11 protein-coding genes and 1 pseudogene are annotated in these 13,601 nt (G+C 72.6%); 3 read left to right on the top strand and 9 right to left on the bottom strand.

What is annotated here, in order from left to right; genetic code table 11:
* Positions 1–5 precede the first annotated feature (5 nt).
* On the top strand, positions 6–305 hold the full coding sequence (locus P3T34_RS33940; protein WP_280669879.1) for an antibiotic biosynthesis monooxygenase: 300 nt from the start codon (positions 6–8) through the stop codon (positions 303–305).
* Between the two features lie 54 nt (positions 306–359).
* On the opposite strand, the gene P3T34_RS33935 is transcribed toward P3T34_RS33940, so the two are convergent.
* The 8 genes and pseudogenes from P3T34_RS33935 to P3T34_RS33900 form a co-directional block, all read right to left on the bottom strand.
* The gene (locus P3T34_RS33935) at positions 360–1,091 is read right to left on the bottom strand and encodes an ABC transporter permease (RefSeq protein WP_280669878.1); all 732 of its coding nucleotides are present in this window, start codon (positions 1,089–1,091) and stop codon (positions 360–362) included.
* A pseudogene (locus tag P3T34_RS33930) lies at positions 1,088–2,055 on the bottom strand (ABC transporter ATP-binding protein). Before P3T34_RS33930 ends, P3T34_RS33935 begins: the two are co-directional and overlap by 4 nt.
* A gap of 231 nt (positions 2,056–2,286) precedes the next feature.
* A complete protein-coding gene (locus tag P3T34_RS33925; protein WP_280669877.1) occupies positions 2,287–4,815 on the bottom strand; it encodes a rhomboid family intramembrane serine protease in 2,529 nt (842 codons plus the stop codon).
* Between the two features lie 37 nt (positions 4,816–4,852).
* Entirely contained in the window at positions 4,853–6,172 is a 1,320-nt protein-coding gene (locus tag P3T34_RS33920; RefSeq protein ID WP_280669876.1) for an alpha/beta hydrolase-fold protein, read from the bottom strand.
* A 133-nt stretch (positions 6,173–6,305) separates the two neighbouring features.
* The gene (locus tag P3T34_RS33915) at positions 6,306–7,151 is read right to left on the bottom strand and encodes a metal ABC transporter permease (protein ID WP_280669875.1); all 846 of its coding nucleotides are present in this window, start codon (positions 7,149–7,151) and stop codon (positions 6,306–6,308) included.
* Complete coding sequence (locus P3T34_RS33910) at positions 7,148–8,065, bottom strand: metal ABC transporter permease (RefSeq protein ID WP_280669874.1); 918 nt, start codon at positions 8,063–8,065, stop codon at positions 7,148–7,150. Before P3T34_RS33910 ends, P3T34_RS33915 begins: the two co-directional genes overlap by 4 nt.
* Positions 8,052–8,948 carry an ATP-binding cassette domain-containing protein gene (locus tag P3T34_RS33905; protein WP_280669873.1) on the bottom strand — a complete coding sequence of 299 codons (897 nt, stop codon included), beginning with the start codon at positions 8,946–8,948 and terminating at the stop codon, positions 8,052–8,054. The genes P3T34_RS33910 and P3T34_RS33905 overlap by 14 nt, the downstream gene beginning before the upstream one ends.
* Positions 8,945–9,910, bottom strand: coding sequence for a zinc ABC transporter substrate-binding protein (locus P3T34_RS33900; protein WP_280669872.1), 966 nt, complete (start codon positions 9,908–9,910; stop codon positions 8,945–8,947). Before P3T34_RS33900 ends, P3T34_RS33905 begins: the two co-directional genes overlap by 4 nt.
* 237 nt (positions 9,911–10,147) lie before the next feature.
* On the opposite strand from P3T34_RS33900, the gene P3T34_RS33895 reads away from it, so the two are divergent.
* Together P3T34_RS33895 and P3T34_RS33890 are read left to right on the top strand one after the other, a co-directional pair.
* A complete protein-coding gene (locus P3T34_RS33895; protein WP_280669871.1) occupies positions 10,148–12,214 on the top strand; it encodes an elongation factor G-like protein EF-G2 in 2,067 nt (688 codons plus the stop codon).
* Between the two features lie 113 nt (positions 12,215–12,327).
* A complete protein-coding gene (locus P3T34_RS33890) occupies positions 12,328–13,005 on the top strand; it encodes a hypothetical protein (protein ID WP_280669870.1) in 678 nt (225 codons plus the stop codon).
* A gap of 6 nt (positions 13,006–13,011) precedes the next feature.
* Here P3T34_RS33890 and P3T34_RS33885 read toward each other — a convergent pair whose 3' ends face one another.
* Positions 13,012–13,482 (bottom strand): helix-turn-helix transcriptional regulator, encoded by a 471-nt coding sequence (locus P3T34_RS33885; RefSeq protein WP_280669869.1) that lies wholly within the window; start codon positions 13,480–13,482, stop codon positions 13,012–13,014.
* Positions 13,483–13,601 lie beyond the last annotated feature (119 nt).

Genomic DNA, 13,601 nt, shown 5'->3' with positions numbered 1-13,601 from the left:
GCATCATGTCGAAGATCGGTCTGCGGGTCCGGATCGAGGCCAAGCCCGAGCACGCCGAGGCGGTGGCCGCCCTGCTGCGGAGCGCGCTGACGCTCGCCGAGCAGGAGGAGCTGACGGTCAGCTGGTTCGCGTTCCGGGAGAGCGAGACGGTGTTCGGCGTCTTCGACACCTTTGACGGCGAGGACGGCCGCGAGGCGCACCTGAACGGCCGGATCGCCAACGCCCTGCTCGAGATCGTGCCGACCCACCTCGCCGCCGCCCCCGAGATCAAGAAGGTCGACCTGCTGGCCGTCAAGCGCGGCTGACCACCCGCTGCGGGTCCCGCCCGACCGGACGGGACCCGCAGCGACCAGCCCCGCTCACTCGTCGATCTTGGCGTCCCGCTGGTAGACGTAGCCCGCGAAGGCGATCGCGCCCACCACCCAGAGGGCGATCACCACCAGGTCGGTGGCGTTTCCGTCCAGCCCACTGACCCGGTGCATCACGTAGTCACGCGCCGAGTAGCTGGGCAGCACCTTGCCGACGTCGGCCAGCGCCCCGCTGCCGAGGGTGAACCAGAGCCCGCCCAGGATCGCCATCACGAAGTACGTGATCATCGAGATCAGCTGCACGCTGTCCTGCGGAATCGCATAGCCGATCGCGATGCCCAGCGCGGTGAAGGCGAACGAGGCGAACCAGATGATCAGCGTGGCCTCCACCCAGACCGCGGCCGACAGGTGCACCCCCATCACGCCGCCGACCACGAAGACCACCACGATGGCGGGCAGCGTGACCATCGCCGCCGAGGCGATCTTCGCCACCACGTAGCCGTTGCCCGGCAGGGTGGTCAGCTTGAGCTGCTTGATCCAGCCGTCGCTGCGCTCCTGGGCGATCTTCTGCGCGTTGTTCATCAGCGCCGCGCCCAGCGCGCCGAACAGGGCCATCGCGACCATGTAGTAGTTGCGCACCGGGACGTCGCCGATGGTGCCCTTCGCGCTGCCGCCGATCACCACGAAGAGCAGCGTCGGATAGAGCACCGAGAAGAACAGCACCCGCCGGTTGCGGAACACCCGCAGGATCTCCAGCCGGGCCAGCGCCCACACGCCGTTCATCCGATCCCCCCTACGTTCGGCCCCTGCTCGCTGTCCTGCTCGTTGTCCTGCTCGTTGTCCTGCTCGGTGATGGCGATGAAGGCCTGTTCCAGGCCGAGCGCGGTCACCTCGATCTCGGTGGGCCGGTGCCCGGCGTCCAGCAGTCCGTAGAGCGTGGCGTCGGAGTCCGAGGTCTGGATCCGCACCAGGCCGCCGGAGACGTCCAGCGAGCGGACCCCGGGCAGGCTCAGCAGCTCCTGCTCACCGACGCCGGCAGCCGGAAGGCCAGCCGGCGGAAGCCGGCCATCGCCTTGATCTCGGCGGCGGTGCCCTCCGCGAGCAGCCGGCCCTTGTTGATCACGACCACCAGGTCGGCGACCTGGTCGGCCTCCTCCAGGTAGTGGGTGGCGAAGAGGATGGTCTTGCCGCGGCGGGCCTCGGCCTTCATCGCGTTCCAGAAGATCTGCCGGTTCTCCACGTCCATGCCGGTGGTCGGCTCATCCAGCACCAGCAGGTCGTTCTCGCCCGCGATCGACACCGCGAAGCGCACCCGCTGGGTCTGGCCGCCGGAGAGCTTGTCGACCTTGCGGTCGGCGATGTCGGCGATGTTGGCCCGGGAGAGCAGTTCCTCGATATCCAGCGGCTTGGGGTGCAACCGGATGATCAGTGACAGGAACTCACGGACCGTCACCTCCCGCATCAGGCCGCCGGATTGCAGCATCACCCCGATCCGTCCGGCGTTCACGGCCTCGCGCGGCGTCCCGCCGAGCACCCGTACGGTGCCGCCGGTGGGCTTGCGAAGTCCGAGCAGCATGTCGATCGAGGTCGACTTGCCCGCGCCGTTGGGGCCGAGCAGCGCGATCGTCCGCCCCTGCGGCAGTTGCAGGCTGAGCTCGTCCACCGCCTTCACCGGCCCGAAGTGCTTGGAGACCGCGCGGAAGTCCACGGCCAACGCACTCGACGCCGCTGGTTGATCCTCACTCATCCTTCATCTCCCAGAGAACCCGGCCTTCCAGCCGGGAGAGCGGGGGTCCCCCGCCTTGAGGGAGGCGGCGGGTCCTTGGTTCGCGTTCTCCTCAGAGTCGGTGGCGGTCCCAGCTGTCAGCGGAGCTCAGCAGGTGGATCGCGCCCATCTTCGGTACTCGTATCGTATCTACCCACCGGCAGCTCAGCGCCATTTACCGGCAGTCCCCCGTGGTGAATCCGGGAGCTGGAGCTAGGACGACAACTTGCGCATCAGGCGCATGCCCTGACTTGGCGTCAGATGTGGTAGGTATGCCTTGCCGATCGCCCGGGTGATGCTCGCCAACGCCGCCGGGTCCGGGTACACCATGTACATCGGGCGGTACTCCGGCTGGAACTTCGACTTGAACGCCAGCAGCGAGCGGAACCCGTACACCGGCTCCAGCGTGCGCCCCATCCAGTCCAGCATCCGCTGCAACGCCGTCCCCACCTCGCCCTGGTCGGCGCGGGCCAGCGGCGCGCCCGACAGGCTGAGGAACAGCGCCCCCTCCTCCTTGAATCCCAGCGCGGCCGAGGCGATCAGGAACTCCATCACCCCGCGGAACGCGCCGTCCGAGCGCCGCATGAAGTCCAGCGTCCACCCCACCGGTTCACCCTCCCGGTAGACCGGCATCCAGCTGGTCAGCCCGTGCACCGTGCGGTCCTCGTCCACCGCCACCAGCATCCGCACCGCCGGATCGTCCAGCTCCTCCAACCCGCCCAGGGTGAAGCCCATTTCGGGGAGTCCCTTGTCGGATACCCACTCCTCCGAGATGGACCGCACCTGGTCCTGGATCACCAGCGGCGCCTTCCCCCAGGTCCACCACTGCGCGGTGATCCCCTCCTTCTTGGCCTTGTTCAGCGAGGTGCGGATGTCCTGCCACTTCTTGCCGGTGAACGCCAGCTCCGGCAGCGCCACCACGGTGTCCTCCGCCACCTGCAGCGACCGCCACCCGAGCGCCACCGCCCTGCCCCGGGTCTGCGCCGTCACGCTGTAGAAGCACGGCGTCCACCCGCGCGCGTCGCAGTACGCGGCGAACCCCGCCACCGCCCGCTCGCACGCCGCCGGCTCCCCGAACGGATCCCCCGTGGTCAGCGCCACCGTCGCGAACACCCGGTACGCCACGCCCGCCTCACCGCGCTCGTCGAACCAGTAGTGGTTGCCGTCCCAGGTCGAGATGAACGACAGCGTCGAGCCGCCGTGCCGCTCCAGCAGGGCCCGAGCGCGCGCGGCGGCGGCCGCGTCCACATGCACCCACGGCCGGCGGAACACCACCAGCAGCGCCGTCAGCGCCACCACCCAGAACAGCAGCCCGCAGTAGTCCTCCAGCGCCCGGCCGGCGCCGCCGGAGGGCACCGGATAGGCCGGCAGCAGGTCGTTGTAGGCGGGCGGCAGGAACTCCGCGGGCAGGCCCTTCAGCAGCCTGGCGAGGCTGGCCGGCGGCTCGTACTGGTCACGCAGCAGCCAGCCGATCCCCACGTACGCGGCGCAGGCGAGCAGGAAGGCGCCGCCGATCACCACGGCCAGCAGGATCACCGCCCGGCGCGGCAACCGCAGTCCGAACCGGTCCTGGGTGAGCAGCAGCAGCATCAGGATCAGCACCGGCAGCAGCAGCGCCTCACCGAAGATCTGCAGCACATAGGAGGTGGGATCGGCCCGGTCGGTGCCGCTGAAGGCGTCCTTGACCCCCCAGCCGACCAGCGACATCCAGCCCACCTGCGCGGCGACCGTGATCCACCAGGCCAGCCGCAGGCCCCGGCGCAGCCCCTCGGCCAGCACGAAGAGCAGCACCGGGATCAGGATGCCCATCAGCAGGCCCGGCGAGTTGAAGAACTGCTGGGTCGAGTGCGCCCGCGCGCACTCCTGCGCCGAGGTCTCGCAGGCGGCGCGGATGTCCTCGCCGGTGGGCGCCTGCGAGAAGTAGAGATCCCCCAGGACGTTGAACGGGCCGGTGGCGTTCTTGTAGAGGCTGGCCACCAGCGGACCGACCGCCGAGGCGGCCACGCACAGCGCCACCAGCACCCGGGTCTCGTTGTGCGAGGAGCGGTGCGGGCGCAGGTCGCCTGGCCGTCCGTGGAGCGCGGCGCCGACCAGCAGGCCGACCACCGCGCCGGCCAGCCGCTGCACGCCGGACAGGTAGCCGACGTACAGCACCATCACCAACGGGACGAGCAGCGCGAGGAGTTGGAGCCGGCGCTTCCAGAGTGTGGTGAGCCGGAAGCTCAGCACCATGGCCAGCGCGAAGATCCCGGGGGTGGGGCCGACCGCGATCTGGTCCTTGATGTCCTCGGTCCAGGCCGAGCCGGCCGCCACGCCGAGCCGGACCAGGCCGGTGCCGAGCAGCGTGCCGGCCACCTGACCGCCGACCAGCACCCAGGCCGTCTGCGGGGTGCCGAGCCGGCGCTCCGCCTGCGGGCCGATCAGCAGCAGCAGGAGGGTGGACGCCACATACGCGGCGATCCCCGAGCACCAGAAGAGCGAGGTGACCGGGGTCCACCAGTGCCCGGCCTCCAGGGTGCTGATGCCCACGCCGATGTCGTCCAGTACGTGGTGCGGCGGGTGGGCGCGCAGCGAGCCGGTGGCGGCGCCGATGATCCAGAGCGCGGCCACCAGCACCAGGGTGACCGGCGCGCTGAGCACCGGCTCGGCCAGGAGCGCGAGTTGGCGCACCCAGCGGTAGCCGCGCTCGGGCCCCGGCGCGAGCGGCACGGCGGCGTCGGTGCGATCCGTCGGGCTGTTCATCGCGTCACCGTCAGGCTGCGCGTCACCGTCAGGCTGTTCATCGGGTCAGTCCTGTCTGCTGGGCCAGCCACGGGATGTTCTGCGCGAGAGCGGGCCGGAAGACCGTCCAGTCGTGCCCGCCGGGCAGCGTCGCGGCCCTGGCCCGCATGCCGGCGGCGACCGCCGCCGCGTAGACCTTGGCCTGCTGCGGCCGGTACTCCCGGTCTCCGGCGCCGACCACGAAGGAGGCGGCGGTGTCGGGGAACCGCTCCCGGGCCATCACATGCAGCGGGTCCACCGCGTCGAAGGCGGCCTCGTCGCCGCCGAAGGCCTCGTCCACCGTCTTGCGGTGGCTGCCCAGGGTCGGCTCGTCCTGGCCGGAGATGTCCAGGAACGAGCCGTACACCTGCGGTGCGTTGACGGCGAGTTGCAGCGAGCAGGTGCCGCCGAGCGAGAGGCCGCCGATCGCCCAGTGCCCGCGGCCGGTGGCGACCTGCAGGTGGGTGCGGATCCAGTTCGGCACGTCCTCGGCCAGGTAGGTCTGCGCCTGGGCGATCCTGGAGTTCATGCACAGGGTGTTGCTGAAGTCGGAGCCGATCGGGTCGACGATCACCACGACCGGCGCCAGGCCCTGGTGTTCGGCGGCGAAGGCGTCCATCGCGCCGGGCACGTTGCCGGTGGTGATCCAGTCGAGCGGGCTGCCGGGCTGCCCGGCCATCAGCACCAGGACGGGCAGCAGCGCGCGCGGGGTGGTCTGGTAGGCGGGCGGCAGGTAGACATAGGCGCCGCGCGGGTGGAAGCCCGAGATCAGGCCGGGGATCGGCGAGGTCGACACGGTGCCCTTGGCGGGCAGTGCGGGCGGCGCGTGCCAGACCTCGGCGAGGACCTGGCCGGGCGGCGCGCCGACGGCGCCCGGCACGCTGCCGGCCGGCAGCGCGGTGGTCTTCTGCAGCCAGGGCGCGAACAGCACCCGCAGCGTCGGGTACTGGTCGAAGTGCCGGTTGACCTCGTTGCTCGACATCACCAGGACCAGCACCGCGGCGCAGAGCGCGCCGCCCCGCCCGCGCCAGCGCAGCCCGGGCATCCGGAAGGCGGCCAGGGTCACCGCCAGGACCCCGAGGCCGATCCAGAACCACACCTTGCGCGGCAGCGGCCCGGAGAACGGCTGCCACCAGTAGTCGATCCAGAAGACCAGCAGGATGCTCACGCCCACCGTCAGCAGCACCGCGGCCGGGAACCGGCGGGTCCACCACTGCGGGTCGCGCGACAGCAGCAGGGCGGTGAGCGAGCCGAGGCCCGCCAGGACGATCAGGACGGGTATGACACCTTCGGTCAGCGACCAGTCGAGCGGGTTCCCGCCCGCCACGGACTGGCTCATCTCGCTCCTCGGTGTCGGCTGGACTGCGCCTACCAGGAGTGAACCGTCATGGGCGGGGGACGGCATCCGCAGCCTGCCGATCGGGCGAACCGCCCGCCGCCGCCACAGGTCGGCGGTACGGGTCAGGTACGGGTCAGGCCGGCAGCTCGGCGCGGCCCTGCCGGGCGGCCCGCGCGGGCCGGACCAGGAAGGTCGCGGCGTAGACCGCGGTCGCGGTGGCCATGATGGAGAAGCTGGGCGGCAGCGTCGGCACCTCGGCGCTCAGCAGCAGGCCGACCCACATCTCCAGCACCGCGAGCCCCGCCGACAGGCCGAGCGCCCGGAACGGACGGTCGGTGAGCCGGATCGCCGCCCCGGCGGGCGCCGCGAGCAGGCCGAGCAGCAGCAGCGAGCCGACCGCCTGGGTGGCCTCCCCCGCGCACGCCCCCACCAGCGCGAGGAAGCCGAGCCCGAGCGCCCGCACCGGCACCCCGCGGGCGGCGGCCACCGCCTCGTCCAGGGTGGCGAAGAGCAGCGGCCGGGCGATCAGCAGCAGCGCGGCGCAGACCGCGGCGGCGATCAGCACGGCCAGCAGGGTCTGGTCGGCGTTCAGTCCGAAGATCGAGCCGAACAGCACGCTGGTGCCCGCGCCGCCCTGGGCGGCGCTGCGCGAGGTGGTGTAGATGGTCAGGAAGAACGCGCCCAGACCCAGGATCCAGGCGAAGACGCTGCCGATCGCCACGTCGTCCGGACGGCCCTTGCGGCCGATGCCGCCCAGCAGCAGTCCGCCGCCGACGGTGGCCGCGAAGAGCCCGAGCCGCAGGTCGTAGCCGCCGGCCAGGGCGGCCATCGCGCCGGTGAAGGCGACGTGGCTGAGCGCGTCGCCGGTGAAGATCTGCGCGCGCAGCACCAGGAAGTAGCCGACCAGGCCGGCCGCCAGCGCGATCGCGGTGCCGGCCAGCAGGGCGTGCTGGAAGAACGGCTGGGTCAGGGTGTTCATGCGGCGCCTCCCAGGGCCAGGGGCGCGCGGCTGCGGCCGTGGCCCAGTCGGTCGTGGACGGCGCGGCCGAGGTGGGCCAGCAGGTAGCCGCCGAAGGCGAAGGCGGTCACGAAGAAGCCGAGCGGGTAGGGCTGGTAGTAGGCGGCGATCAGGCCGAGCCAGCAGGAGCCCAGGCCGATCAGCACCGCCAGCAGCAGGCTGAGCCCGGGCCGGGCGGTGAGCTGCTGGGCGGTGGCGGCGGGGATCACCATCAGCGCGAAGACCAGCAGGGTGCCGGTGATCTGCCCGGCCTCGGCGGTCGCCGCGCCCAGCAGCACCAGGAAGACGGTGGACAGCAGCCGCACCGGCACGCCGCGGCCCGCGGCCACCTCGGGGTCGACGGAGGCGAACAGCAGCGGGCGCCCGATCAGCGCCAGCACCGCGAGCACCACCGCGCCGACCACCGCGAGCACCGTCACCTGGCCGGTGGTGATGCCGAGGAAGCTACCGAAGAGCAGCGACTCGGGACCGCTGAGCAGTCCCTTGTAGAGCGTGATGAAGAGGAAGCCGCAGGCCAGCGCGAAGGCCTGGACGGTCCCGGTGACGGCCGACTCCTCGGCGCCGCTGTCCCGGCCCTTGCGCCGCAGCAGGGCGATCACCAGCGCGGCGGCCACGCAGAAGCCGAAGTAGCCGAAGGTGGCGCTGACCCCGATCAGGGTGGCCAGCGAGGCGCCGGGGAAGGCCGCGACCGAGAGCGTGTGCCCGGCGAAGGTCTGCCGGCGCAGCACCATGAACCAGCCGACCGCCGCGGAGACCACCGCGACGACCGCGCCGGCCCGGAAGGCGTTGACCATGAAGGGGTAGGACCAGATCTCCTGGAAGTCGGCGAGCAGGTTCCAGGAGAAGACCGGTGAGGAGGCGTCAGCGAGCAGCACGGTCGCCTCCGGGCGCGGCGGCCGGGTGCCGGTCGCTGTGCACGGCCGGCGCCTCCGGCTGGCCGACCACCACGAGCCGGCCGTCGGAGGTGCGCAGCACCTCGACCGGGGTGCGGTAGAGCCGGGTCAGCGTCTGCGAGGTGATCACCTCGGCGGGGGTGCCGCTGACCGCGCCGCCCTCGGCGATGTACACCACGCGGTCCAGGTGGTGCAGGATCGGGTTGACGTCGTGGGCGACCATCAGCACGGCCACCCCCTCCTGGTGGCAGATCCGTCCGAGCAGGGCCGCCACGGCGCTCTGGTTGGGCAGGTCGAGGCTGTCCAGCGGCTCGTCGAGCAGCAGCAGCCGGGGGCGGCGCACCAGCGCCTGGGCGATCAGCAGGCGCTGCTGCTCGCCGCCGGAGCACTGGCCGATCGGGCGGTGGGCGTAGGCGCTCGCGCCGACCAGCTCGATCACCTCCTCGACGCGGGCGGCCGCGGCCTTGCGGCGGGCCGAGCGCAGGCCGGGCAGCGGCACGCCCCAGCGGTCGCCGTCCAGGCCGAGCCGCACCACGTCGGTGCCGCGGATCCGCAGGCCGGCGTCGAAGCTGCGGCGCTGCGGCAGGTAGCCGACCTGCGGATTGCCCTGACCGGGCGCGGCGCCGAGTACCCGGACCTGGCCGGCCGCGGCGGGCACCATCCCGAGCAGCAGCTTGACCATGGTGGACTTGCCGACCCCGTTGGGGCCGAGCACGGCGGTGAACTCCCCTTCGCCGACGGTCAGATCGACTCCCGACCAGAGCATGCGGCCGCCCACCTGGACGGCCACGCCGTCCAGCGCGACCACCGGCTTGCCGGGCGAGGCGGCCTCGGCCGCCACCGACTCCGTTGTGATCGCGGTCACTTGGCCACCGCCTGGCTCAACGCGGCCTCGATGCCCTGGAGTTCCTTGGTCTGCCAGTCCTGGAAGCCGGCTCCGGCCGGCGCCAGGGTCTCGGTCACGGTGGCCACCGGGATGCCCTGCGCCTTGGCCGCGTTGACCTGCGCGGTCACGTCCGGGGTGGAGTTCTGGGTGTTGTAGACGTAGACCTTGATCTGCTTGCCGGCGATCTGCTGGTCGATGGCGGCCTTGTCGGCGGCGGTCGGGTCGGTGCCCTCGCTCATCGCGGCCAGGAAGCTCGCGGGGGTGATCAGCTTCAGCCCCAGGCCCTCGGCGAGCGGGCTGACGATCGACTCGGAGGCCCCGATCGGGGTGCCGGCGTACTTCGTCCTGATGTCGGATATCAGCTGGTGGTACGAGGCAAGCGTCTTGGTCTCGAAGGCCGACTGCTGGGCCTGGAAGTACGCGGCGTCGGCCGGGTCGATCCGCTGGTAGTCGGCGGATATCTGCTCGACCACCTTGGTGACGCTGTCCGGCGAGTACCACTGGTGCGGGTTGCCGCCCTGCTTGACGCCGACCAGGTCGCCCACGTCCAGGGTGCTGCGGCTCTTGCTGGGGTTGGCGCCGATCAGCTTGTCCGCCCAGCTGTCGTAGCCGATGCCGTTGACGATCGCGTACTGCGCGCCGGCCACCGTGCGGCCGTCGGCCGCGGTCGGCTCGTAGGAGTGCGGGTCGGTGTCCGGGTTGGTGATGATGCTGGTCACCTTCACGTGGTCACCGCCGAGTTGGCGGGCGATGCTGCCCCAGAAGTTCTCCGCCGCGACCACCTGGATCACCTTGCCGTGCCCGCCGTCCGCCGTGTCCGTGCTGGTGGACGGCGCGGTGGTGGCGCAGGCACTGGTGACCGTGATCGCGCCGACGGCGGCGAGGCCCAGCGCCAGTCGCGTGGCGCGACGGCGGGCCTGGCGGGTACGCAAGGGGTGCATGGGCGCGGGTACTCCTCAGGGACACGGACCCCGGAGGAGGGGTTCGACTCGGTGGGACACCGGTCAGAGTACGTGACAACGGTTTTCATCTCCAAGCCGATTGCCGCTGAGATGAAAATCAATACCGAATCTTGACCGACCGGCGGGCGGCCCTGCGTCCGGTCGGTTGGCCGCCTCGGCCGGAGGGTGGAAAGCTCGAAGGGCGTGGTCCCGTGCGCCGTCGGGAGGAGTGCAGCGATGTCCGAGCGAGGAACGTCCCGGGCGGGGGCGGGCGCTCGGGCGCCCGCGGTCGAGCGGGTGGAGCAGTTGCGCAATGTCGTGCTGGTCGGCGTCAGCGGGGTCGGCAAGACCACGCTGACCGAGTCACTGGCCCTGGCGGCCGGGGCGCTGAACCGGGCCGGGCGGGTGGCGGACGGGACGACGGTCGCCGACTACGAGGAGATCGAGCACCAGCAGCAGCGCTCGGTACGGCTCTCGGTGGTACCGGTCGAGTGGCGCGGAATCAAGATCAACCTGCTGGACCCGCCCGGCTACGCCGACTTCGCCGGCGAACTGCACGCCGCCCTGCGCGCCGCCGACGCCGCCGTCTTCCTGGTCTCCGCCACCGAGCCGGTGACCGGCCCGGTGCTGACCCTGTGGCGCCTGTGCGCCGACGCCGGGCTGCCCCGCGCCATCGTCGTGACCAGGATGGACGCCGCCCGCGCCGACTTCACCGAGGTGCTGGCCGCCTGCCAGGACGCGTTCGGCGCGGGCCGCCCCGACTCGGTGCAGCCGCTGGACCTGCCGGTGCGCACCGACGGGCACGTGCGCGGCACCGTCGAGCTGATCAGCGGCGAGACACACGGCAGCGTCGACGGCAGCCTGCCCGACACCGGACCGGCCCGCGAGCGCCTGGTCGAGGCGATCGCCGGCGAGGACGACGCGCTGCTGGAGCGCTACCTGGAGGGCGAGGCGCTGGACGACGCCGCGCTGTCGCGGGGCCTGCGCGGCGCCGTGCTGCACGACGCGCTGCACCCGGTGCTGCCGACCACCGAGGACGGCACCGGCGCCGTCGACCTGCTGGACCTGATCGTCGACTCGTTCCCCTCCCCCGCCGACACCCCCCGCGGCGCCGACCCCAAGGCCCCGCTCACCGCCCAGGTGATCCACAACAGCGGCGACCCGTACGTCGGGCGGCTCAGCCTGATCCGGGTCTTCGCCGGGACGCTGCAGCCGGACGCCCTGGTCCGGGTGGCAGGCGGCCCGGACGAGGCTGCCGCCGGGACGGAGGAGCGGGTCTCCGGCCTGACCAGCCCGTTCGGCAAACTCCAGCGCCCCGTCCCGGAGGCGATCGCCGGCGACCTGGTCTGCGTCGCCAAACTCACCAGCGCCCGAGCCGGCGACACCCTCTCGGACCCGGCCGAGCCCCGGCTGCTGGAGCCGTGGCCGCTGCCCGAGCCGCTGCTGCCGATCGCCGTCGAGGCGCACAGCAAGGCGGACGACGACAAGCTCGCCCAGGGCCTGGCCAAGCTCACCGCGCAGGACGCCACCGTGCGCGTCGAGCAGAACCCCGACACCCACCAGATCGTGCTGTGGTGCACCGGCGAGGCCCACGCGGCCGTCGTGCTGCACCAGTTGGGCGCGCTGTACGGGGTGCGGGTGGACCAGGTGCCGTACCAGGTGGCGCTGCGCGAGACCTTCGCCGGCGCGGCGACCGGGCACGGGCGGCTGGTGAAGCAGTCCGGCGGCCACGGGCAGTACGCGGTCTGCGAGTTGCTGGTGGAGCCGCTGCCACCCGGCGGCGGCTTCGAGTTCGTGGACAAGGTGGTCGGCGGCGCGGTGCCCCGGCACTTCGTGCCCTCGGTGGAGAAGGGCGTGCGCGCGCAGCTGGCGCACGGCGTCGGCGAGGGGCACCCGCTGGTGGACGTCCGGGTCACCCTGGTCGACGGCAAGGCGCACTCGGTGGACTCCTCGGACGCCGCCTTCCAGACCGCGGCCGGCCTCGCCCTGCGTGACGCGGCGGCGCAGACCACCGTGCGGCTGCTGGAACCGGTGGCCGACGTCGGGGTGCTGATCCCCGACGAGTACCAGGGCGCGGTCTTCAGCGACCTGTCGATGCGCCGCGGCCGGGTGCTGGGCACCGAGGCCGCCGGTCCGGGGCAGAGCCTGCTGCGCGCCGAGGTGCCGGAGCTCGAACTCACCCGCTACGCCATCGACCTGCGCTCGCTCTCGCACGGCACCGGCTCGTTCACCCGCGCCCCGTTGCGCTACGAGCCGATGCCGGCCGCACTGGCCGGCCGCCGCACCCAGCCCGACGACCGTTAGGGCATGCGCGCCCCCGAATGGACCCGCGCGGGTCGCGGCCGCTTCGTGGCCCGGGTGACTGTGGGGACAGGCGGCACGGGAGTGGTCCCGGCCAGCGACCTTGGGCGGCTTCTGTGAGCGTAGGTGGATGGCGTGGGCGATCGGGTGCGGCCGGCGGCGGACGGCGCCGGGCGGTGGTGCTGCTCGCCGCGGCGGGCGGCCTGGTCGGCATGGTCGGCCTGACGGCCTGCGGGGGCGCGCCGGCGACCGTGGTCAACCCCGTCACCGGCGCCAGCCCGTTCTCACCGAACGCCGCCGCGTTCTCGGGCTCCACCCCCTCCGCGCTCGCCTCGATCGCCGCCTCGATCGCCGCCTCGGCCTCCGCCGTCGCCTCCCAGGCGGCCGCCTCGGCCTCCGCCGCCACCGCGTCCAGCTCCGCCCGGGCCGCGTCCTTCGAGGCATCCGTCTCGGCGTCCGCCGCTCAGGCCTCGGCCGCCGCCTCGGCCGCGCTGGCGCCCCTCGGCGGGACCCCCGGCAACGCCACCGGCGACATCACGCTCACCGGTGTCCCGCTGGCGACCACCGGCGGGCTGACGGCGGTGGTGGTGACGATCACCAACAGCACCTCGAAGACCGCCTCCTACGCCGTGCGCATCGATTTCACGAACGCGGCCGGCGAGTCGGTCGACAGCGCCGTGGTGGGCGCCCAGAACGTCGCCCCCGGCAAGACGGCGATGCCGGTCGCCTCCAGCTCGGTGTCGTCGAACATCGCGGTGCTGCCGGTGGTCGTCCAGGCGCTGCGCATCCCCTGACCCGGCTCAGCCGCTCCCGGGGGCGTGCGGGTCCTGCGGGGCGGTGGCTTCGCGGCCCGCCTCCCGCAACGTGCTCGGTACGCCCCTGATCGGCCGGGTGTGCACCTTCGCCACACACGGGGGCATCGCCGCCACGGCGGGGTGCTCCCGGGCGCGGTACGCGCTCGGCGTCTCCCCGACCAGTTCGGTGAAGCGCGAACTGAACGAGCCGAGCGAGGTGCAGCCGACCTCCATGCACGCGTCGGTCACGCTCATCCCCGCGCGCAGCAGCGCCATCGCCCGCTCGACGCGCCGGGTCATCAGGTAGCTGTACGGCGTCTCGCCGTAGGCCGCCCGGAACCGCCGCGCGAAGTGCGCCGGCGACATCAGCGCGTGGCGGGCCAGCGTCGGCACGTCCAGTGGACGGGCGTATTCGCGATCGATCAGATCCCGCGCCCGGCGCAGCTGCGCGAGCGCGGCGAGATCAGGCGAGTCCATGGAACGAGGCTACCGTTCACACCCGTTCAGTGATCCGGGCACCGTTCGAAGCTGCTTAGATCGAGCCAGGCGACGCCGACGGGGGCCGGTCAGGCAGCCCGCCGCCTGACCGGGACGGA

The organism is Kitasatospora sp. MAP12-44 (assembly GCF_029892095.1).
In the GTDB taxonomy this organism is placed as follows: Bacteria; Actinomycetota; Actinomycetes; order Streptomycetales; family Streptomycetaceae; genus Kitasatospora.
The sequence above is the reverse complement of the archived record's forward strand: the minus strand, read 5'-3'. Positions and strand labels throughout refer to the sequence as shown.